Origin of the sequence: Mesorhizobium yinganensis (genome assembly GCF_040081985.1) — a bacterium.
GTDB lineage: Bacteria > Pseudomonadota > Alphaproteobacteria > Rhizobiales > Rhizobiaceae > Kumtagia > Kumtagia yinganensis.
This window is the reverse complement of record NZ_JBEBMH010000004.1, coordinates 211,410-233,559: the sequence shown is the minus strand read 5'-3', so window position 1 is coordinate 233,559 and position 22,150 is coordinate 211,410. Positions and strand designations below refer to the sequence as shown.

General features: G+C 62.9%; 18 protein-coding genes. 5 read left to right on the top strand and 13 right to left on the bottom strand.

The features are described 5' to 3' along the window. Window positions 1-42: 42 nt before the first annotated feature. The 4 genes from tssC to ABMA59_RS11200 form a co-directional block, all read right to left on the bottom strand. Window positions 43-1,539, bottom strand: a complete 1,497-nt coding sequence (gene tssC / locus ABMA59_RS11215) for a type VI secretion system contractile sheath large subunit (RefSeq protein WP_349005429.1) — start codon at window positions 1,537-1,539, stop codon at window positions 43-45. Window positions 1,540-1,580: 41 nt separating this feature from the next. Further along, the gene (gene tssB / locus ABMA59_RS11210; RefSeq protein ID WP_349005428.1) at window positions 1,581-2,120 is read right to left on the bottom strand and encodes a type VI secretion system contractile sheath small subunit; all 540 of its coding nucleotides are present in this window, start codon (window positions 2,118-2,120) and stop codon (window positions 1,581-1,583) included. Window positions 2,121-2,197: 77 nt separating this feature from the next. Further along, window positions 2,198-3,535, bottom strand: coding sequence for a type VI secretion system protein TssA (locus tag ABMA59_RS11205; protein ID WP_349005427.1), 1,338 nt, complete (start codon window positions 3,533-3,535; stop codon window positions 2,198-2,200). A 102-nt stretch (window positions 3,536-3,637) separates the two neighbouring features. After that, window positions 3,638-4,162 (bottom strand): OmpA family protein, encoded by a 525-nt coding sequence (locus tag ABMA59_RS11200; RefSeq protein WP_349005426.1) that lies wholly within the window; start codon window positions 4,160-4,162, stop codon window positions 3,638-3,640. Between the two features lie 312 nt (window positions 4,163-4,474). On the opposite strand from ABMA59_RS11200, the gene ABMA59_RS11195 reads away from it, so the two are divergent. The 3 genes from ABMA59_RS11195 to tagH all read left to right on the top strand — a co-directional run bounded on the left by ABMA59_RS11195 (window position 4,475) and on the right by tagH (window position 8,387). Then, window positions 4,475-6,274, top strand: a complete 1,800-nt coding sequence (locus ABMA59_RS11195; RefSeq protein ID WP_349005425.1) for a type VI secretion system Vgr family protein — start codon at window positions 4,475-4,477, stop codon at window positions 6,272-6,274. A 16-nt stretch (window positions 6,275-6,290) separates the two neighbouring features. Next, complete coding sequence (locus ABMA59_RS11190; protein ID WP_349005424.1) at window positions 6,291-6,839, top strand: DUF6931 family protein; 549 nt, start codon at window positions 6,291-6,293, stop codon at window positions 6,837-6,839. A 138-nt stretch (window positions 6,840-6,977) separates the two neighbouring features. Then, complete coding sequence (tagH, locus tag ABMA59_RS11185; RefSeq protein ID WP_349005423.1) at window positions 6,978-8,387, top strand: type VI secretion system-associated FHA domain protein TagH; 1,410 nt, start codon at window positions 6,978-6,980, stop codon at window positions 8,385-8,387. A 35-nt stretch (window positions 8,388-8,422) separates the two neighbouring features. On the opposite strand, the gene ABMA59_RS11180 is transcribed toward tagH, so the two are convergent. The 8 genes from ABMA59_RS11180 to ABMA59_RS11145 form a co-directional block, all read right to left on the bottom strand. Further along, complete coding sequence (locus tag ABMA59_RS11180; protein WP_349005422.1) at window positions 8,423-9,607, bottom strand: ABC transporter permease; 1,185 nt, start codon at window positions 9,605-9,607, stop codon at window positions 8,423-8,425. Continuing rightward, complete coding sequence (locus ABMA59_RS11175) at window positions 9,604-10,602, bottom strand: ABC transporter permease (protein ID WP_349005421.1); 999 nt, start codon at window positions 10,600-10,602, stop codon at window positions 9,604-9,606. The genes ABMA59_RS11180 and ABMA59_RS11175 overlap by 4 nt, the downstream gene beginning before the upstream one ends. Window positions 10,603-10,604: 2 nt before the next feature. Continuing rightward, a complete protein-coding gene (locus ABMA59_RS11170) occupies window positions 10,605-12,503 on the bottom strand; it encodes an ABC transporter substrate-binding protein (RefSeq protein ID WP_349005562.1) in 1,899 nt (632 codons plus the stop codon). Next, a complete protein-coding gene (locus ABMA59_RS11165; RefSeq protein ID WP_349005420.1) occupies window positions 12,503-14,407 on the bottom strand; it encodes an ABC transporter ATP-binding protein in 1,905 nt (634 codons plus the stop codon). Before ABMA59_RS11165 ends, ABMA59_RS11170 begins: the two co-directional genes overlap by 1 nt. 358 nt (window positions 14,408-14,765) lie before the next feature. Next, complete coding sequence (locus ABMA59_RS11160) at window positions 14,766-15,710, bottom strand: polysaccharide lyase family 20 protein (protein ID WP_349005419.1); 945 nt, start codon at window positions 15,708-15,710, stop codon at window positions 14,766-14,768. Between the two features lie 17 nt (window positions 15,711-15,727). Beyond that, window positions 15,728-17,074, bottom strand: coding sequence for an adenylate/guanylate cyclase domain-containing protein (locus ABMA59_RS11155; protein ID WP_349005418.1), 1,347 nt, complete (start codon window positions 17,072-17,074; stop codon window positions 15,728-15,730). A gap of 13 nt (window positions 17,075-17,087) precedes the next feature. After that, on the bottom strand, window positions 17,088-17,870 hold the full coding sequence (locus ABMA59_RS11150) for an FkbM family methyltransferase (protein ID WP_349005417.1): 783 nt from the start codon (window positions 17,868-17,870) through the stop codon (window positions 17,088-17,090). Window positions 17,871-17,895: 25 nt separating this feature from the next. Continuing rightward, window positions 17,896-19,110 carry a DUF3095 domain-containing protein gene (locus tag ABMA59_RS11145; protein ID WP_349005416.1) on the bottom strand — a complete coding sequence of 405 codons (1,215 nt, stop codon included), beginning with the start codon at window positions 19,108-19,110 and terminating at the stop codon, window positions 17,896-17,898. A gap of 97 nt (window positions 19,111-19,207) precedes the next feature. On the opposite strand from ABMA59_RS11145, the gene ABMA59_RS11140 reads away from it, so the two are divergent. Then, on the top strand, window positions 19,208-20,293 hold the full coding sequence (locus ABMA59_RS11140; protein WP_349005415.1) for a glycosyltransferase family 4 protein: 1,086 nt from the start codon (window positions 19,208-19,210) through the stop codon (window positions 20,291-20,293). Next, window positions 20,290-21,033: a polysaccharide deacetylase family protein gene (locus ABMA59_RS11135; protein WP_349005414.1), complete on the top strand. Its 744-nt coding sequence runs from the start codon at window positions 20,290-20,292 to the stop codon at window positions 21,031-21,033. Before ABMA59_RS11140 ends, ABMA59_RS11135 begins: the two co-directional genes overlap by 4 nt. A gap of 84 nt (window positions 21,034-21,117) precedes the next feature. Here ABMA59_RS11135 and ABMA59_RS11130 read toward each other — a convergent pair whose 3' ends face one another. Continuing rightward, a complete protein-coding gene (locus ABMA59_RS11130) occupies window positions 21,118-22,134 on the bottom strand; it encodes an MBL fold metallo-hydrolase (RefSeq protein WP_349005413.1) in 1,017 nt (338 codons plus the stop codon). Between the last annotated feature and the right edge of the window lie 16 nt (window positions 22,135-22,150).

The window sequence follows — 22,150 nt, the reverse complement described above, 5'->3', positions numbered from 1 at the left end:
TCGTTGTTGTGAGTGCTCTGAATCCCGGCCAAGGATTCGCTGTCATCCCGCCTTTGCGGGTAGCCGCGAAACCAGACTCATGCCGATATCCATGCCTTCCAGTTGGAAATGCGGGCGTAAATAGAAACGTGCCCCGTAGAATCCGGGGTTCTCCGCATCTTCGAAAACGTCCACGCGGGCTGCCGCGAGCGGCTTGCGCGCTTTCGTTATGTTCGACGAGTTCGCAGGGTCGGCGTCAACATACTGGTTGATCCAGCTTTGCAGCCAGCGCTCCAGTTCCAGACGCTCCTTGGTCTCGCCGATCTGATCGCGCACCATGCACTTGAGGTAGTGGCTGAAGCGCGAAATCGCGAACATGTAGGGGATACGGGCCGATAGATTGTCCGATGCCGTAGCCTCTTCCTTGTCGTATTTCTTGGGCCGGTACAGCGACTGGGCGCCGATGAAGGCCGCCTTGTCGGTGTTCTTGCGGTGGATCAGCGGCAGCAGGCCGGACTTCGAGAGTTCGTTCTCGCGCCGGTCGCTGATCGCGATCTCGGTCGGGCATTTGAGGTCGACGCTGCCGTCGTCCGTGGGGAAGGTGTGGGTCGGCAGGTTGATGACCTCGCCGCCCGACTGCACGCCGCGGATGCGGACCGTCCAGCCATATTCCTTGTAGGCCCGGTTGATGTTGGCCGCCATCGCATAGGCGGCGTTCATCCAGGAATACTTCTGGCCGGTATGGCCGTCGGTCTGCTCCTCGAAATTGAACTCCTCGACCGGCAGCGACTTGGCGCCATAGGGTTGGCGGGCCAGAACGCGCGGCATGCACAGGCCGACATAGCGGGAGTTTTCCGAGTCGCGCAGCGACTTCCAGGCCGCGTAGTCCGGCGTGTCGAATATCTTGCTGAGGTCGCGGGGGTTGGTGAGCTCTGTCCACGAATCCATGCCCATCAGGCCAGGGGCCGCGCCGGAGATCATCGGTGCATGCGCCGCGGCCGCGATCTTGCCGAGGTCGCGCAACAGCCGGATGTCGACAGCCGAATGGTCGAAATGATAGTCGCCGACCAAGGCGCCGTAGGGGTGCCCGCCGAGCTGGCCGAATTCCTGCTCGTAGACGGACTTGAACAGAGGGCTCTGGTCCCACTTGGCATCCGGATAGAGGCGCAGGTCGCGGTAGAGTTCCTGCTTTGAGACGTTGAGCACGCGCAGCTTCAGGCTGGCGTCCGTCTCGGAATTGTAGACGATGTAGTGCAGGCCGCGCCATGCGCTCTCGATCTGCTGGAAAGTGTCGTTGTGCAGGATCTCGTTGACCTGCTCCGACAGCTTCTCGTCGAGCCGCGCGATCATTTCGTCGATCGTGTCGAGCACGTCGTCCTTGATCACGCTGGTGTCGGCCAACGCCTGCTGGACCAGCGTGTTGACGGCGTTCTCGACTTCCGTCGCCGCGCGTTCGCTGCGCGGCTTGAAACTCTGTTTCAACAGAGCCGAGAAATCCTCGGTTTCCTGAACCGCGGGTCCGCCACTTGGGGCTTTTTCGAGGGTAGGTTCGGTCGCCACGGGTATTGCCTCCGCTATGTTTCGCTGCCTTGCGACAAACGCTAAGCGTTGTCTTCGCTGTCGGCAGGCGGATTGGCCGCAACGGCGGCATCGCGGCGCTCTTTAAGCGCCTTCATGAGTTCCGGATCGGCGAGCAGTTTCTTGAGCTGGTCCTCGGCCGCGACCTTACCGTCCATGTAGCGCTGGAGGTTGGCGAGCTGTTCGCGTGCTTCGAGAAGCGCCCTGAGGGCGGGCACCTGCCTCGCAATCGCGCCGGGCGTGAAGTCGTCCATGCGCTTGAAGGTGAGGTTGATGCCGAGCTGTTCCTTGCCATCGCCGGAGAGCCTGTTCGGCGTCCGGAAAGTCACGGCAGGCTCGACGCTCGCCATGTAATCCTCGAAATTGTCCATGTCGACATTCGAGAATTTCCGTTCCGCCATAGGCGCTTTCGTGACTTTCGAAGCGTTGCCCGAAAGATCGGACAGTATTCCCATCACGAAAGGCAGTTCGACCTGCTTCTCGGCGTTGTAGGGATCCTCATACGAGATTTGAACACGAGGAGGACGATTGCGCTTGATGAACTTCTGACCGCTGTCCGACATCGTTCAGTTCCTCTTTATGCCGCATGGAACACGAATTCGCGGCGCCTTGTCAAACTGTTTCATGCCCGTTTCTTCGCTCATTCCGAGGCCTTTTTGGGCATCAGATCGGCGATGATCGACTGGAAATTCTGGCTGGTGAAGCGTTCTGCCCGGCCAAGCACCATGGGTATGGGGCTGGAGGGCTCGACACTGCGAAAGAAGCCCGCGACGCCGCTCAGCAGCGCCACCGCCTGGGGCCGGCTGTCAGCCTTGAATTCGGGTAGCGCGTCGGCGTCCTGCACGGCTTCTTCGGCGGTTGCCGCATAGTCCTCGGTGATCGCCCGCATCTTGGTCATGTTGAACTCGAAGCCGACTGAGGAATCCACGACGATCGAGGCGTATTCCGCGTGGTCGGGCAGCAGCGCTTCGAGCGCCGCCACCAGCGGCTTGCCGACAAGCAGCCGCGCCTGATGCACGAGGATCAGCGCCGGCGAAGAAGGTTCGGAACGGCCGAAATACTGCTCGGCCGCCAGAAGCGCGGCCGCCGCCGCCGCGTGATCGGCGATGGTGATCCCATCGGCGCGAGCGGGAGCCTTGCCGTTGGGTACCGTGACGGAGCCTTCCGGCGCTCCGTCGTCATCCGGCGCGCCGGCGGCCGGCGCCTGTTCCGGTTCGGCGCCGCGGCCGCCCAGGTCGGGACGGGCGCTCTCGATGAATTTCAGCAACTGGTCGAGCACGCCGCGCAACAGTTCGAAGTTCGGCGAATATTCGTAGTTCGTGCCCTGGTCGAAAGACGACTGGATCGAAGCCAGTGCGCCGCGCGCCGCCGATACCGATGCGTGGACGGCCTCGATGTCAGCGCGGTGCGATTCACTCCGCAACGTCTCGATGATCTGGTTGATATCGAGGCTGCGTTCTTCCTCGCGCGCCGACGCCGTGCCCATGGCGACAGCATGATTGCGCAGGCTGATCGGTCCGGCCCGCTGGTCACGCACGATCGGGGCATATTGCAGCGGCAGCACCACGGTCGTGCGGTCTTCCAGCACGCCGATCATGTTCTGCCTGAGCGTGAAGTCGCCTTCGTAGCCGCGCGGATGAACGTCGTCCCAGTATTTCTCGAGCAGCGCGGCAATGGCCTGCAGAGATTCGGAAAAGCCCGTCAATTGTCCCGCCAGCGCCTGGAAGCGGGCTTCCAGCGTCAGAAGCCTGAGGTCGCGGGTCTGTTCGAGGAATTCGCCGATCGATTTCGTTTCGGCCTTGAGATCGATGGCGGCGCGGTCGAAGGGCGCCCCCGTCTCGGCGTCGAGATAACGGGTCGGCATCCGGTTGTCGGCGCCGAGCATGTAGTTGAGATATTTGTCGTCGCCAACCTCATCGAGATCCGGGCCGCAAGGCTCGGTCTCTGAAACGGGGTTGAGGAGGCTGTCGAATCGCATCGCGGTCTTTGATCTCAATACGGGCGCTCATCGAACGGAGCGCCTGTATTGACCATACTGCGCGTTGCGTTTCCGCTTCGTGTCGCTGTTTCGACGCCGCGGTTACTGAATCTTGATTCTCATCTCGACACGGCGGTTGACCGGGTCATAGGGGTCGGCGACGCGAGGGTTTTTCTCGCCCAGCCCGATCGCCTCCACCTTGTCCCGGCTGATACCGTTGGCGAGGAGGAATGCCGTCACCGACTGCGCGCGCCGCGTCGACAACTCGTCATTGTAGAGTTCTCCGCCGGAAGCATCGGTATAGCCCTCGACGACGAAGGTCGCGGCACGCAGGCGGTCATCCTTCAGCGCCTTCGCGAACTCGTTCAGGTTCTCGCGCGCCTGCTGCGTGAGATCGGCCGAGTTGAGATCGAAATTGATCAGCATGTCCAGTCCGGTCGGAGCCGGCTGATCCTTGTTGCATTCTTCCGTGGTGCCGATACAGATGCCACGTTTGGCACCCAGATCGGCGGTTTCGCCGAAATATTTTACGATCTGGTCCGACGTCATTTGCGGGCCCGCGGCGGCGACGCCCAATCCGCAGAAGCTTGTGACGGCGAGGATCGATGCGAACATTGCCTTGCGCATAGCACCTAGACCTCATCTAACGAATACTAGTGAGAATGTTGAACGAAAATGATAGGAGCGGCGGAACATTGTGTCAACGAAACTGACGAAGCAACTTGGCGTGACGCTTTCCCGCGCCATTCGTTCAGCCAATTGTTGAAGACTTTCGACGCCTTATAGAAGATCGGTTTGGATACGAATCGCGGGCCGTGAGACATAGGCTGGAAAAGAAACAGCCGTATCGTCCAAACTGCGCGTGCTTTCTTCTGCGTCCGTCGGCTGGGAGGAAGCGCTGGGAAACCGGTGCTCCGGCTCCAAGGAGATTTCGCTGCCATGGCCAGTTCCTACACCCAAGACAAGCGGAAGGGACGACTTGATACCCCTCTCGGCGAAGATCGTCTGGCGTTGATTTCCTTCGAAGGTAGCGAGGGCCTCAGCCGATTGTTCGAATACCGCATCGAGGCCGTCAACAAGGAGGAAAGACTCCTCACCTTCGACGACGCGATCGGCAAGCATTGCACCGTGACGTTGACCACGGTCGACGATGACAAGCGAATCTTCGACGGCATGCTGGCCGAGGCGCGCTGGATCGAAACACGTGTCGAGGGAAACATCTATGAACTGATCCTGCGGCCGTGGCTATGGATGCTGTCCAAGCGCGTCAACTCGCTGATCTTCCATGAGAAGACGGCGCCGCAGATCATCGAGCAGGTGTTTGGCGACCATGGCGGGCTCGCGGATTTCCAGCCCTCGCTGTCGCGTGGCTATCCGACGCTGGAATACTGCGCGCAATATCGCGAGAGCGATATGGACTTCGTCTGCCGGCTGATGGAGGAACACGGCATCAGCTACCATTTCCGGCATACGGCGGGCGCCCACAAGCTGATCATGGGCGATGGCAATTCGGCCTATCTTCCCGTCCCCCGGGGGACCCGGCCTTTCATCGCCGTCGACGCCCAGCATCGCCGCAACACCGAACACCTCGCGCTCTGGCGCCCAGAGCGCAAATTCACCACCGGCAAGGTCGCGCTCAACGACTACGATTTCAAGAAGCCGTCGGCCAATATGAAGGCGGAAAAGACCGGTGACGCGAAATACGAGCATGGTACGCTTGAAAGCTACGTCTACCCCGGCCGTTACGTGGAACAGTCGGACGGCAACGATTATGCGCAGGTGCAACTCGACCGCGATCGCGCTGAGGATTGCCATTTTCATGCCCAAGGCGACTGCGCCAGCTTCTATCCCGGCGCGTTGGTCAACCTCGTCGAGCATCCCGAGGGCGACCAGAACGAACAATATCTCGTGCTTCAGGCCTCTCACAGTTTCACGGGCGAGAGTTACCGCTCGGGGACGGGCAGCGGTGAACCCTACAAGGGTGCTTACGAGTTTATGCGCTCCGACCGGCCTTTCGCGCCGGCGGCGGTGACGCCGAAACCCTTCATCCGCGGGCCGCAGACGGCGAAGGTGGTCGGGGACGGGGAGATCGACTGCGACAAATACGGCCGCATCCTCGTGCGCTTCCATTGGGACCGCAAATCCGACAAGTCGCGGCGCGTTCGCGTCGCGCAGGTCTTCGCCGGCCAGAATTTCGGCGCGATCTTCACGCCGCGTGTCGGACACGAGGTGCTGGTCGAATTCCTGGAAGGCGATCCCGACCAGCCGATCGTCGTCGGCAGCGTCTACAACGCCGACAACATGCCGCCCTTCGATCTGCCCGGAAAGAAGAACATCTCCGGCTGGAAAACCAACTCGACCACGGGGGGAGGCGGCTACAACGAACTTGTCATGGACGATTCCAAGGGATCGGAACTCGTCCGTTTCCACGGCCAGAAGGATCTCGATTCCACGGTCGAGAACGACGAGAAACGGCTGGTCAAGAACGACCGCGAGACCACCATCAAGAACAACGACACCCTGGATGTCGGCAACGAACTCAAGATAACGGCCAAGACCAAGATCACAATCACCTGCGGCAAGAGCGTCATCACGATGGATCCGATGTCCATCAAGATCGAGTCGCCCAATGTCGAGATTGCCACCAGCCTGCAGTTCAAGTCGAATTCAAAACTGTTGTCGCAGCACGAGGCCGGTGCGACGATGATCATCAACGGCACCATCGTGAAGATCAACTGAGCGAAGGTCCGGACAGATGAGCAGCCGTCTCCGCTTCGCCACCGCTCGAGAACTTTTCGAGACGTTTCCCACCGTCGCCGAGGACATGGCGGCGGCGCCTACCGAGCGCCCGTCCATCGAATATCTGCGCGACCTGGTCACCAGCCCGACGCCGGAGGATGCCGTCACCTTCTGCGCCTATCTGCTGCCGAGGCGGGTCGCCGTCTGGTGGGGGCACCAATGCCTGAAGAATCTGCCGGAAGGCTTGACCAGCCAGGACCCCAGCCTGCTCTCGGCGGCGGAGGACTGGGTGCGCGAGCCGGAGGAGGACCGCCGTTACGCAGCACTTGACGCGGGAATGGCCGCGCCGGTGAAGACGCCGGGCGCCTGGATCGCGCTGGCTGCCGGCTGGAGCGGCGGGTCGATGGCGCCGTCAGGCATGGCGCCCGTCGTGCCGCCGCCCTTCCTGACAGCGCGCGCCGTCAACGCCGCAATTCTCAGCGCGATTGCCCGCGTGCCCTTGAAGCAGCGCGCGGTGGTGCTCGAGGCATGTGTGTCGATGGGCATCCAGATGACGGAAAATTGAGAGCGGCCGCCGGCAGGGCAGCCATGCTTCAGCGCTACGATTTCGGTTGTACGCTATTTTGTTGCGCGCTCTCCGCGATGGCCGATAGTCTTTTCCGCGTTGCGCATGGCGCGGAATTGAGGCATTTGCAGCGGCCTAATGACGATCACGCTTACGATCGACAGTGTCGATTCCCTGCCCGATGGCGGCCCGATCCGGTACCAGGCGCGCAACCGCGGGTTCGAGATCGGCCGCCAGCAGCATCTCGACTGGACGTTGCCCGACCCCAGCCGCTACATTTCCGGCCTGCATTGCGAAGTGCGGTTCGAAAAGGGCGGCTACTGGCTCTACGACGTGTCGCGCAACGGCACGTTCCTGAACGGGTCGACGGCCCGGATGAAAAGTCCGTACCGGCTCCAGACCGGCGATCGGCTTACCATCGGCAACTACATCGTCAGCGTCGAGGTCGAGGATGCTGGCGGAGGATCGTTCGCGTCGCAGCAGGGCGCCGCTGACGATCCGTCGCAGCGTTCGTATTCCACGCCTTCCGACGACATCTGGGGCACCGGCGAGCCGGCGCCGCCGCCGATCGACCGGCGCGAGCTGACGCCCGAGCCGCCGGCGCACAGGCGCGCCGCCGATTTTTCCAACCAGTTCATCGAATTCCCGGACATGCGGCCGGCGCGCCCGCCGGAACCGTCACCTGGCGCCGCCGGCCCGTTCGCCGACCCTGCCGGCCCGCCGGTCCCGGCCTATCCGCAATCGCCCTTCGGAGCCGGGACACCGCAGCCGATGCCAGGTCCCGCGCCGGCATATGCTCCGCCAGCGCCGGATTTCCCGGGGGCGGCTGATCCGCCTCCGCCGCGCGCCCGGCCGGCTCCGGCCACAGGCGAATCCTTCGCCGCCGGCCCACCTGTCGCCGCCGCCACTCCGGCGATGCCCTTCGCCGCGCAGCCGTTCCCGCCGGCACGCCCCGCCGGTGGGAACGGCGACCAGCAGGCACTGGTGCGGTTTCTTCAGGGCTTGGCGGCGGGAGCGGGTGTGGCGCCCGAAACCTTCGCCACGCGCGATCCCGGCGAGGTCGGCCACGAGGTCGGCGAGTTCCTGCGGGTCGCCGTCGAGCATCTGGCGCAACTGCTGCGCGCCCGCGCCGCCGCCAAGGCGATGACCAAGAGTTCCAGCCGCACCATGATCGGCGCCACCGACAACAATCCGCTGAAATTCATCCCGAGCGCGCCCGAGATCATCGACGTCATGTTCACGCGCCGGCGTCCGGGTTTTCTCGGTGCCAAGGCCAGCCTCGATGCAGGCTTCGCCGACTTGAAGAAACACGAACTCGCGACCTATTCCGCCATGCAGAAAGCGTTGTCGCGGCTGCTCGACGACATTTCCCCGGAGGCGATTTCCGCCAAGGTCGGAAGTTCCGCCTTCTCGTCGAAGAAGAGCCGGTCCTGGGACCTGTTCGAAGAGCGTTGGGAGCAGAAGACCGGCCCGCACGAGAACGGTATGCTGGACGTGTTCCTGGCTTACTTCGCCGAGGCCTATGACGAGGCAAGCAAGAAGGGGTGACGCCGGCCGCCATTGAGCGGCCGGATCGGCGAAGCCTACCGATAGGGATCCGCCGCGTCGCGCAACCCGTCTCCCATGAAGTTGAAGGCGAGGATGACCAGGATGACCGGGACCATTGGAAACAGCAGCCACGGATAGAAGGCGATCACGCTGACGTCGCGGGCTTCGGTGAGCAAAATGCCCCAGCTTGTGATCGGCGGCCGTAGCCCCAGGCCGAGGAATGACAGCGCCGTCTCGCCCAGGATCATGCCGGGAATGGCGATGGTCGCGGACGCGATCAGGTGCGACATGAAGCCTGGGATGAGGTGGCGGCCGATGATGCGGCCGGTCTTCGCACCCATCAACTGGGCGGCAAGCACATAATCTTCCTCGCGCAGCGCCAGCAGTTTCGAGCGCACCGCGCGCGCCAGTCCCGTCCAGTCCAGCAGGCCGAGGATCAGGGTGATGCCGAAATAGATGATGATCGGGCTCCACGTCACCGGCATGATCGCCGCCAGCGCCATCCATAGCGGGATGCTCGGCAGCGATTGCAGCACTTCGATGATGCGCTGCACGACCAGGTCGAAGACACCGCCCTTGTAGCCGGCAAGACCGCCGATGACGATGCCGAGGATGAAGGAGAAAGCGACGCCGAGCAGGCCGATGGTCAGCGATATGCGCGCCCCGTAAATGATGCGCGAAAGCACGTCGCGGCCCAGCCGGTCGGTGCCGAGCGCGAAGAACTGGCCGCCTTCGGCCGGGCAGACGAAGTGGAAGTCAGCGGGGACCAGGCCCCAGAATTTGTAGGGATCGCCCGAGCAGAAGAAGCGCAGCTTCTGCACGTCGGCGGGATTGTCGGCGTAGTTGCGCTTCAGCGTGTCCATGTCGAGCGTCATCGTGCGTCCGTAGACGAAAGGCCCGACGAAGCTACCCTCATGGAACAGGCGCACGCGCTGCGGCGGGGCGTAGATGAAATCGACGTTGCGTGTGTGCAGATTGTAGGGCGCGACGAATTCGCAGATCAGGATCATCAGGTAGAGGGCGGTGAGGAAGACCGCCGACCATAGCGCGACCCGGTGGCGCTTGAATTTCCACCACATCAGCCGGAGCTGCGACGCTTGGTAGACCTTCGCCTGTTCCGGCGTCATCGCCTCGACCGAGAACGGGTCGAAAGGCGCCGCGGAGACGAAGTGTTGAAGCGGCGCGCCGGGCGCCGGCAGAGGCGATGCCGATGTCGTCATTTCGTGCTCCCGCCCTGCAGCCTGATACGCGGGTCGAGCAGCGCGAGCGCGAGATCGGAAATGAGCACGCCGATCACCGTGAGGAAGGCGAGGAACATCAGGAAGGAACCTGCGAGATACATGTCCTGGCTTTGCAGGGCCTTGATCAGCATCGGGCCGGTGGTCTCAAGAGACAGCACGATTGCGGTGATCTCGGCTCCCGAAATGATGGCCGGGAGGATGGAGCCGATGTCGGAGATGAAGAAGTTGAGCGACATGCGCAGCGGATATTTGACGAGCGTCTTGAAGGGGCTGAGCCCCTTCGCCCGCGCCGTCATCACATATTGCTTCTGCAGTTCGTCGAGCAGGTTGGCGCGCAGCCGCCGGATCATGCCGGCGGTGCCGGCGGTGCCGACGATGATCACCGGAATCCACAGATGTTCGAGGATCGACTTGGCCTTGGCCCAACTCATCGGCTGGCCAAAATACTGCTGATCCATCAGATGGCCGATCGAGGTGCCGAACCAGACGTTGGCGAAATACATCAGGATAAGCGCCAGCATGAAATTGGGAATGGCGATGCCGAGCAGGCCGAGGAAGGTCAGGCCGTAGTCGCCCCAGCTATATTGGTGGGTCGCCGAATACATGCCGATCGGGAAGGCGATCAGCCAGGTAAAGATGATGGTGCAGAACGACACCAGCACGGTCAGCCACAGCCGGTCGCCGACAACGTCGGAAACCGGCAGCTCGTATTCGAAGGAATAGCCGAAATCGCCTGTCAGCATGCCGCCGACCCAATAGAAATAGCGGATGATCGGCGGCTGGTCGAAGCCGTATTCGGCGCGCAGCGCGTTCAGCTTGTCCATGTCGACGCCTTCGCCCTGCGCCCGCAGTTCGGCGGCGTAGCTCTCGAAATAATCGCCGGGAGGCAGTTCGATGATGGTGAAGACGAGCGCCGATATGATCAGCAGCGTCGGGATCATGATGGCGATGCGCCAGAAAATGTATCTCAGCACGATCAGGCTTCCTCGAGCCATAAGGTATCGGGCTTGTAGACGCCCAGGTAGCTGGTCGGGTCGAAGCCGTAGAGCCCTTTCTCAGGCAGGTTGCGCAGCCTCACCGAGCATAGGATCGGCTGCAATGTCTGATTGACCGTGCCGATCGAAAACAGATTGTCGGTGTAGATCTTCAGCATCTGTTCCCAGGCAGCCGCGCGCTGGTCCGTGCTGCTGGAGGCCTGCCATTGCCTGAGCAGCCGCACCAGTTCCACCGCCTCCGGCATGTCCGGAGCCGTGCCCTGTTCGCCGCCGGTCACGTAATGGACGCCCCACAGAGGCCATTGCAGTTCGTCTTCCGCGGTCGGTGCCAACTGGTCCGGGCTCATGTCCGCCGTCGCGACGCCATTGTCGATGCCGGACCACAATGAAAGCATGATCTGGCCTGCCATCGCGCGGCTGCGGAAGATGTCGCGCTGCGAGGTGCGGATGAATACCGCGAGCCCGACTTTCAGCCAGTGGTCGGTAATGAGTTCCAGCACGTCCGTGTCGAGCTTGCTCTCCCCGGGCGTCTCCACAATCAACTGCGCCGAACGGCCGTCCGGCAGGATGCGGATGCCGTCGTCATCACGCTTGTCCAACCCCATTTCATCCAGCAAGGCGTTTGCCTTGTCGGGATCGAAACTGGCCCAGGCCTGCGCATATTCGGGCTTGAACAGAGGGCTGACCGGAAGCAGGGTGTCGGCGCTCTCCTTGGCCAGCCCGAAGAAGCAGGCCATGTTGATCTCGTACCGGTTGATCGCCACCGAAAGCGCGCGGCGGAAGCGCACGTCGCGCAGGATGTTACGCCACACCTCGTCGCCGTAGTTGAGGTTCGGCAGGATCGCGAAACGCGAGCCCTGGATCTTCTTCCAGAGGGTGACCTTGACCGGATAGCGGCTCTCAGCGTCCTTGAGGAATGTGTAGTCGGCGAAGTCGATGCCGGTCGCCTGCAGGTCGCTCTCGCCGGCGCCGGTCTTGGCCGGGATGATCGCCGAGGAACTGACGTTCAAGACGAACTCGTCGATATAGGGAAGCTGCAGGCCGTTCTCATCGACGCGGTGGTAGAAAGGATTGCGCTTGAACACGAACTGCTCGGCGGGCGGCTGGGTCGTATTGATCCACGGATCGAGCATCGGCAGGTCGGGATTCTCCGGCCGGTAGGTGCGCGACATCTTGATGTGCAGGCCGCTCCACTTCTTGGCCTTGTTCTTCTTCATCAGTTCCTTGAGCTTGTCCTCGTCCTGATATTTCTTGTGGAACTGCTTCAGGTAGTGGGCGGGCAGGGCGAGGTTGATCGGCTGCGGGGCGGCGAGATTGGGCAGGAAATCCGGGTTCGGCGCCTCCCAGGTGTAGCGGACGGTCAGCGGGTCGACGATCTCGAATTTCGGCGGCTCGCCCTTGACGCGCATGGCAATCGGCACGCCGCCCGGCGTCAGGTCCTCGTCGCCGATTACGTCTTCCCAGCAATAGCGGAAGTCTTCCGTCGACAGTGGTGTTCCGTCCGACCATTTGTGGCCGTCGCGAAGCTTGAAGGTGAAGATGCGCTCTTCGACGATTTCGTAGCTTTCAAGAACGTCGGCCTCGAACTCCAGCCTGGGATTGTAACCGATCAGCCGCGTGTATCCGTAGATCGTCATCAGCCGGATGTCGCGCTGGCCGCTTATGATGGTGCGGATCTTGCCGCCATGGCGTCCCGGCTGGCCGCCGAGACCGACGACGTTGATGATGCGCGGCGCCTTAGGAAGCCGTTCCGCCAGTTTCGGCAAGGTGCCGGCATCGACCAGCGCCTTCAGCGCTTCCGGTTCGGTCTCCGCCGCGCGCAGCGTGCCCGGCACAAGCGTAGCGGCCATCAGTCCCAATGCAGTGCGGCGCGTAATCATCATGCCAGCTCCCTCGCATCGGCCGAGGGGCGCGCCAGTACAAAATGCCCGCCGCCGAGATCGGTCGGCACAAGCGCGTCCTCGTCGCCATCGTATCGGAATTGCGGCCCCCACGCGGTCTGGTCGGTGGCGCCGGCGACATGCAGCGTTTCGAAATCCAGCGGCCGGTCGAGGTCCGGAAACGGCACCGCCGCCAGCAAGGAGCGCGTGTAGGGATGGACCGGATGTTCCATCAGGGTCTCGCAGGGCGCCAGTTCGACGATGCGCCCCGCGCACATCACCGCGATGCGGTCGGCCATGTAGTCGACCACGGCGAGGTTGTGCGAGATGAACAGATAGGTGAGGCCGAGTTCCTTCTGCAGGTCCTTGAGCAGATTGAGGATCTGCGCCTGCACCGAAACGTCGAGCGCCGACACAGGCTCGTCGCAGATCAGCAGTTCCGGACCAAGCGCCAGCGCGCGGGCGATGCCGATGCGCTGCCGCTGGCCGCCCGAGAAACTATGCGGGTAGCGGTTGAGTGCCCGTTCGTCCAAACCGATCGCCTTCAGCAGCGCGATCACCTTCTGGAGACGGGAGGCGGCGTCCCCACGATTGTGGATTTCCAGCGGCTCGCTCAAGATATTCTGCACGGTCATGCGTGGCGACAGCGACGACACCGGATCCTGGAACACCATCTGGATCTTCGTGCGCACGGTGCGCAGCGCCTCGCCTTCGGCCCTGAGCAGGTCGACCGGCCCGTCGGTGCTGTTGAACAGCACCGAGCCTGTATCCGGCGTGACGGCGCGCATCAGGATCTTGCTGACGGTGGTCTTGCCGCAGCCGCTTTCGCCGACCAGGCCCAGGCATTCCCCGCGCTTGATGTCGAAGCTGACGCCGTCGACGGCGCGGACCGGTTTGTCCGTGCCTTTGCCGAACCAGCCGGACTTGCGGGTCGTGTAGGATTTTACCAGGTCGCGCGCCGACAGCAGCACGTCCGGCTTGGCGTCCGTTGCGGGCTTCTTCCTCTCACCGATCAGGTTGCCGACATTGACCGGCACCTCGCGCAGAGCCTTCAGCCGCTCGCCGGGTTTCATGTCGAAATGCGGCACCGCTGCCATCAGGCCCTTCAGGTAGGGATGCGTCGGGCGGCGAAAAATGTCCTCCACCGTTCCGGCTTCCATGATCTCGCCGTGATAGATCACCACGACCTCATCAGCGACGTTGGCGACGACGCCGAGATCGTGGGTGATCAGCAGCATCGCCATGTTCAGGCGCTCCTGCAGGTCGCGCAGCAGGTGCAGGATCTGCGCCTGGATCGTAACGTCGAGCGCCGTGGTCGGCTCGTCGGCGATCAAAAGGGCCGGGCGGCAGAGCAGCGCCATGGCGATCATCGCGCGCTGCCGCAAGCCGCCGGAGAGCTCGAACGGATACATGGTGTAGGCGCGGGTCGGGTTGGGGAAGCCAACCAGCCCCAGCATCTCGATGGTGCGTTCCTTTATCTCCGCGGAATCAAGTTCGGAATGGATGTGCAGCGTTTCGTCGATCTGGTTGCCGATCGTGTGCAGCGGCGACAGCGAGGTCATCGGCTCTTGGAAGATCTTGCCGATGCGGCTGCCGCGCAGCTCACGTATCTCCTTGCCGTCGCGTTCGAGTTTCAGGATGTCGGTGGATTTGCCGGTCTTGGGATCGTTGAACAGGATCGAGCCGCGCGCCCGCGCCGTGTTCGGCAGGATACCCATCACCGCCTGGCTGATCACCGACTTGCCCGAGCCGGATTCGCCGACCAGCGCGGTCACCTTGCCCGGCAGGACACGGAAATTCGCATTACGCACGGCGTGTACGGGCCCGCCGACGATGGCGAACGAAATCCCCAGGTTCTCGATCCTGAGAAGATCGCCTCCCGAATTCTTGGTCGCCCCATTCATCTTATCGCAACTGCTCCCCACTGCCGTCACGTTGCCCCCAACAGAGCGACACTAGCCGACAGGAATGGGCCTGCATAGGCCATGTGGATGGTTTGGTTGAAGCGCTGTGGTTCGCTGCCGGACTACAGCGCGAACCGTGACAGCTTGTTGAAGGCCACCGCTTGAGTCACGGAAAGAGGGAAACGCGATCGACGAGCGGCTTGAGTCCTTGCCGACTATCCCGCATTGCGGGGTGCACGACGCCTAAGCAGCGCTCTGGATAGTCGAGGCAGTTCGCCGGTACGAGGAGTTGCCGTTCGGTACGGTCCGCAAGGACGCGGGAGGGCGAGGGATTTTTTCGAAGACGGTGTCCGCCGCCTCAAAGCGCAGGACAGGTTCCGTCGGCCAATACGTCGGCGCAGTTGGGCGAGCGGCGGAAGTCGTCGTAGTAAAGCGTCCACTCGGTCGTATGCGCGGCGCGGTAGGGGCCGAACTTGAAATACTGGTTCTCGCCGAGACCCTCGTCCGCATGGCCGATATGACCCTTGATCGTCACGATCGGCTTACCGTTGGCAAACATCTCGATATGGCCGGAGCCGTCGGGGCCCGGCTTGGTATAGATGGCGAAGTCGATCCAGCCGGAATCGGCGGTGGGCAGCTTGTTGCCGTGATCGATCACCTGGATTGCGTCGGTGCATGCCGCGTAGATCGCGCCGTCCTCCGGCGTCCAGCCAGCTTCGGTGGCGACCAGCGCGCGCATCTGGTTGGTTTCGGGCCTGAGCCAGACAGGGGTAGAACCGGACGCGCAGGTTCCGGCGGAACCGTTCGACGCCGGCTGCGCCGTGGGTTGGATATAGTTGGTCTCGACCGTGGCGAAGAGTTTGCCGTTGCGCAGGCGGAGCGCCAGGAACGGGCTGAAATCGCCCTCCGCGCCGGCATCGATCTCGCGCTTCCACTGGGCGATCAGATAGCGGTGGTCGTCTTGCGGAATAGGGTCCGCGAATTTCACCGCGAAGCCGTACCAGACGCCTTCATTGTAGGGGACGCGCAGCTTGGTCTTTTCCCAGATTTCGGCGCGCTCGCTGCATCCGTCGCTGTCGGCATTGCAAAGCGGTCTTATGCTAAGTTTCAGCGCACCATCGCCGCTGCGCTTGACCTCGCTCTGGAACTCGACCTTGCCGGCGCTTTGTTCGTAGTTCTCGCGATAGTAGAGCCCGCCGCTTTCTGCGAAATCCGGGCCGTCGAGGCTGTCATGAAGTATAGTCGATCCCGGTTCCGCGACGGCAGGTGCTGCCAGGCAGAGCGTCGCCGCGAAAGTCGCCATCCGGATCGATCCAATTCTCACTGCACGGCCTTTCCATTTCCGGAATCTGTGCCGGTCCGTCCATCGTTCCTGAGCAGCAGCATTAGCTGTTCGGCATCGGACACGCCGTCGTAACTGATTTCGAACGCGCCGTCGTCATCCTGTTCGCCGATATCGGTGGCATCGGGATGAAGGATGGTTAATTTCTCCTTGACGCCGCGCAGCTTCTCCCTGCCGAGCGTAATCCAGCCGCCGCCGCAGTACGTCGCGAACTCCTCGCTGGCAATGACATTATGCGGATATTTCTTGGTAAGCGTCTGCAGCCGCTGCACTTCGTTGACCGCCGAGCCGAAGGCCGAGAAGGTCAGCCGGTCGTTGAGACCGACATTGCCGAACATCACGTTGCCGACATGCAGGCCGATGCCATAGCCGAGTTCCGACAGGCCCTGGCGCTTGCGGCTTTCGTTCAGCGCGCTCATCCGCGCAGTCGCCTTGAAAGCCGCCCCGAGTGCCGCCCGGCAGGCGATCTCCGACGGCTCGCGGTGCCGGTCGCAGGGATAGACCGCGATGAAGCCGTCGCCGAGGAAACTCAAAATCTGTCCGCCGCGCCGGTTGAAGGGTGCCGCGATCGCGTCGAAGAACTGGTTCAACGTGTCGATATAGGCCTCGCGGCCTTCTTGTTCGGCGAGCATGGTAGAACCACGCATGTCGGCCATGACAAGCGCGGCGCGGATCGTGTCGCCCTGGCCGCGCCTTATATTGCCGCTGAGCACGCGCTTTCCGGCGTCGTTGCCGAGATAGGTGCTCAGCATATTGTCGGCGAGGCGGTTAAGTACCGCCATCTTGGCCGCCACCGCCAGATGGTTCTGGACACGCAGCAGCGCCGCGATCATGCCTTCGGTGAAGCCCGAAGGCGCATCCGTCGACCAGGAGCCCATCATGCCCTGGTCCTTTCCAGCGTTGAACAGGTGCCGGAAGGCCAGGTAGTCGGTGATGCCGAGTTCTTTCAGATCATCGAAGATCGGGAATTCTGACGGCCCCGAATAGTCGATACGGCGGCGCAGATGGTCGAGCTTGTTGGTGAGCAGGTGGTAGTAGGGGCTGCGCGTGAAACGATCGGAACTCTGGCCGGGCTTTTGCCGGAAACCTTCGACGCGCATGCCGGAGCCGCGCTCCCAGGTGAAGCCGAGCGCATCGTAGAGTGGATGCAGCATCGAGAACGACAGATGGACGCGCGCGATGGGCATGCCGGCCGCGGCCAGCCTTTCACAGAAGCCGCGGACCATCGTTTCGAGATCGTCGCCCGCCAGTGATGAATGGGTGAGCCAATCCGCGACCTTGTCCATCAGGATCGTGGAAATGTCGGGGGACGCGCCGTTTGTCATCCGGATTCTCCGGCTATCGTTTCTGTTCGAAAAGGAAATCCGCGCCTCGGGGAGTGGCGCGCAACACAATTCCGAGGACTATATAGGTGGCTAGGTTCGGGTATTTAACCAGCCAAGGACCGGAAAAACGGCCGCCGAACTCGCGACCGATCCGCCAGGTCGCGAGCGCCGTCCTGAGCCGGCGCATCAGGCGGTTGCCGCCGAGGCTTTTCTCGTAGAGTTGCGGATGGACGGCCATGTGGATCGCCCGCACCGGAAAATCGTTCAGCCGCGCCAATTGGCCGGCCATCGCGTATTCATAACCCTCGATGTCGATCTTGACGAAGGCCGGCGAACCCGATGCGTGATGCATGATCTCGTCGAGGCTGATCCCGGGGCAAGCGGCACACTCGCCATTGCCGATGTCGAGTATGCTGGTCTCCGAACTGCCGAAGCCGTCGACGGCATGGATCGCCACCGAAGGCTGGTCCGACAGCGCGCCTCTAAGCACCGTGACGTTGGGATTTCCAGCCGCCAGGCTTTCGAGGATCGCGATACATCTGGGGTCCGGATCGACGGCGACGACCGCCTTGGCGATCTGCGCGCCGAAGAAGGTCGTGACCCCGATCCATGCGCCTATGTCGATCATCACGGTGTCGCGGTCGAGATAGTGAGACAAGGCCTTGAGCGTGCGTGGCTCCCACAAGCCCTCGGACAGTTTCTTGTAGAATTTCCGGTATTCCGGCAGGTCGGCCAATTGCACCGTGTGGCCGGCATAGTGGATGCCGATGGTTTTCAATTCCTCGGTTGTATGCAAGCGCTCGTCCGTGTCCATGCTGCTGTCAGCCCGCCGCATTTTGCGTTGCTGCGTTTGCAACATCCGATCCTGTGACGACGGGTGCGGGGGCTTTTGACTTGAGGTTGGCGGCGGCCATCGTGTAGCCGCCCGCGGCGCCATCGACAAAATGGATATGATCATGCTCCATCGGTCTGATGACGATGCAGGTCATCAGCGCCGAGTTCTGGCGGTGCAGGCCGAAGCGGCAGACTCCCATCGCCTCTGCCTGCTTCAGCCGCTCCTCAACCGTGCGGAAGCACGCCGCGTCGAGGTCGACGGTCATCTTGAGCCCGTCGTCGAACTTGCGAAAATCGGAGTTCTCGGACACTTCCTGGATATAGCGGCGCGCGTTGAACCGGCCGAGACTCCATCCCGTGGCGAAAAGCACCTTGATCAGTGCCATCTGGCCGAGGATCGAAAGTTTTGGCCAGAACCGCTTGCCCTTCGGCGCCATCGCCCTGGCTTCCGCTTCGAGCCCTTTCGGAGGGAAGCTGAAACTCAGCGCGTTCGCCGTCGCCGGATGCCCGGCGTCCTCCTGCTCGCCGACGATCGCGACGATGTCGCCGACCAGTCTTTGAAATTCGGCCATGTTGCCGCCGGCCGCCGGCACGGCAATGATCGAGACGATGTCGCCGCGCTGCGCTTCGATCGGGTTCCAGCGGCAGGATAACCCGGTCAGATCAGGCCGCGTGCCGCTCGGCGCCGCGGGAATCGCGAAGCGGCCCGCCTTCATCTCCGCTTCCGCCCAACTCGTGCCGCCGCCGAGGAACATGGCGTAAGAGACATTGCCACTGGCACGAAACATGGCGACGCGGACGTCAAGCCCACGCTTGCGGATTTCCCTCATCGGCACGAGGGCGGCCCGCAAGGTGAGGTCGAGTTCGTCGGCCACCCAGGCCTGCGTGGTCGCAAGAGCGGTTTTCGCGGCGGCGACTGCGCGCTCCGGAAACGCCACCACGGCTCCGTCGCCGCCGAATACGAACGGCAGGTCGTGACGGCCGATCGCGTTGAGCAATGCGGAGATGGCGCTGGCGCCCGCCATGTTAACCGACTTGTAGCGGCCGGCTTCGATCGCCTTGGTCGACCCTACGATGTCGGTGGTCGCCAGCGCCCAGTCGTCAGGGAGCGGGCGGTAGTTCTCCGCATCCACCACGCCCTCGAACTTCGAGAAAGCGGGGATGGTGGCGAAAAACGGATCGTCGAGCGGCACGCTGTCCATCGGAAAATCCTAGCACATTTCCTTTCATATGGGTGTAGCCGGCCGTTTCGTCCCGCCTAAATTGACTTGGGCGCTGGCGGCGGCTTAGGCATGCGCCATGCGCATCGCCTTCTATGCCCCCATGAAGCCGCCGGATCACCCGGTTCCCTCGGGCGACCGCCTGATGGCACGGCAACTGATGCAGGCGATGTGCCTTGCCGGATATACGGTTTTTCTGGCGTCGAAGTTTCGCAGCCATGCGCCCGCCATCGAGGATTTTTCTTTGCGCCGTGCCGAGGGCGAAGCGGAAGCCGCGCGCGTCGCCTCGGAGTGGCGCGCCGCGCCGGCGCCGGAGCCGGACCTCTTCTTTTGCTATCATACCTATTTCAAGGCGCCGGACTATCTCGGTCCGGCTTTGTCCGAGGCATTCGACATACCGTACGTCACGGCGGAGGCTTCCTATACGCCGAGCCGCGACCGCGGGCCGTGGGCCGAAGTGCAGGCCGTGGTCAGGCGCGGCCTCGATCGGGCGGCGCTCAATATCTGCTTCACCGAACGCGACCGCGAGGGACTGATCGATCTTGTCGGCGACGCGCGGCTCGCCATGCTGCCGCCTTTCATCGACACGTCGCCGTTTGATGCGGAAGCGGCGTGCGCCCGTACGCCGCGACTCGTCACGGTCGCAATGATGCGGCCCGGCGATAAACTCGACAGCTACCGCCTCCTCGCCGAGGCTCTCGCGCTGTGCGGCGACATTCCTTGGGAACTGGCGATCGTCGGCGACGGCCCGTGCCGCGACGAAGTCCTAGAACTGTTTTCCGCCATCGATCCCGCCCGCATCGAATGGCAGGGCGAGAAGCGGCCCGAAGAAATCCCGGCCATCCTCGCGGGTGGCGACGTTTACGTGTGGCCGGGTTTCGGCGAGGCGTTCGGCCTCGCATACCTGGAAGCGCAAGCCGCGGGCCTGCCGGTTGTGGCGATGGCAACGGCGGGCGTGCCAGAGGTCGTACGCAAGGGCGAGACCGGCCTGCTGACACCGCAAGGCGATGCCGCCGCCTATGGCGGGGCGATCCGGGTGCTGCTGGGCGACGCCTCGCGCCGTCGCACGCTGGGGGCCGCCGCCCGGCGGTTCGTTCTGGAGGAGCGATCGCTGGAAAAAGCCGCCGCGACGCTGAAAGTCCTGCTGTCGAGGTTCGAGCCATGAACGATGCGACCTGGAAACCTCTGGCGGAAGCCCTTGGCCGGTGGCGGGATGTTGGAAGGAAACCGTCTTTCTGGCTGCGCGACGATGACGCGATAGAGCCGACTCCCGCCCTCGATCGCCTGGTCGAGATCGCCAGACGTTTCGAGGTCCCGCTCGGTCTTGCCGTTATCCCGAAACACGCCCGTCCGGAACTGGCCCGCCATCTTGAGAAAAGGCAGCATGTCACGGCGCTGGTCCATGGCTGGTCGCACGACAATTTTGCACCCGCGGATGCGAAGAAGCAGGAACTCGGCCTGCAACGTCCCGCCGACACCGTCCTCGGTGAACTGGCACAGGCTCTGCGCCGCATCGAAGAACTCTTCCGTGCGCAGTCGGCGCCGTTGCTCGTTCCGCCCTGGAATCGCATTGATGCCGCGCTGATCCCGCGACTGCCAGGCGTCGGTTATCGTGGCCTGTCCGTGTTCGGGAGGCCGAAGCCGGCCCCGATCCGCATCATCAACAGCACGGTCGACATCATCGACTGGCACGGCACGCGCGGCTGCCGCGGCCATGCGGAACTGGTCGGCGAGATCGTCGCGCAGTTGAACGCCGCGCTGCAAGACCCGTCGCATCCGCCAATCGGATTGCTGACGCATCATCTTGTCCACGACGAGGCGGCGTGGGATTTTCTGCAGCGCCTGTTCGAACAGACGGCGCATGACGGCCGCTGGCATCCGGTCGGAGAATTGCTGGAAGAGTAGTCCCGATCAGCGGAACTTGCACGTATGCCGGCAATCAATCGTGCGAGGTGGTCGTGACCGCACGCGAAGCAATGTCGGCGGCGTTTAAACCCGCTTGGCGACCTTCTGCTTGATCTTCATCGTGATCGTCTGGCCGTCCCGCGCCGCAAAGGTGCCCGGAAACACTGCTTTCGCCTCGGCCTCGAGCTTGTCCAGCGCGGCGTCGGTGCGGAACGGATCGTGGTGGAACAGCGCCAGCTTTTTCGCGCCCGCCGCCTTGCAGAGTTTCACGCCCTCCTGCCAAGTCGAGTGGCCAAAACCGCGTTTCTTCACCATCTCCGCTTCGGTGTAGGTGGCGTCGTAGATGACGAGGTCGGCCTTGTCGATCAGGCCCAATATGTTCTGGTCGAGTTCGCCCTCGACATGCTCCGTGTCGCTGATCAGGGCCACGACCCTACCGCCGAATTCGACGCGGTAGCCGATGCAGCCACCGGGATGGTTGAGACTAGCGGTTCTGACCGTGACATCCGGCCACGGTTTCAGCACGTCGCCGGATTTGAAGTCGCGGGTCGCCAGCGTCGCCTGGCAGATGCTGATCGACACGGGGAACCACGGAGCGCGCATCAATTCGTGCAGCATCTCATGCGTCGACATGGTGTCGAGGCCGGACCAGATCTTTACGTTGATCGAGGGGACCCACAGCGGCGAGAAGAACGGCAGGCCGAGGACGTGGTCGTAGTGGAAGTGCGTGAAGAACAGATGCACGTCTTTCGCGCCGGACTGCATGACCGACAGGCCGGCCGGGCGTATGCCGCTGCCGGCGTCGAAGATCATGGTGTGTTCGCCGCAGCGCATCTCGACGCAGGGGGTGTTGCCGCCGTAACGCCGGAATTCCTTGCCGGAAACCGGAACGCTGCCGCGTGTGCCCCACAGCTTCACGCGGAACGCATTGTCGGGCTTGGTCTCCTCGCCGAGTTCGATCGCGGCCTTCCGGCGCAGGATCTCGGTTATGTCCGGAACCGTATTGGTCTTGAGCGCGAGAAGGGTCGGCCCGTCCAGGCCGGCGCTCGGCTTCGCGGGCGCGAGGCCTACCTTCCGCGGGAAATCGGGGCTGGTGTCCATGTCGGGACGCTGTTTT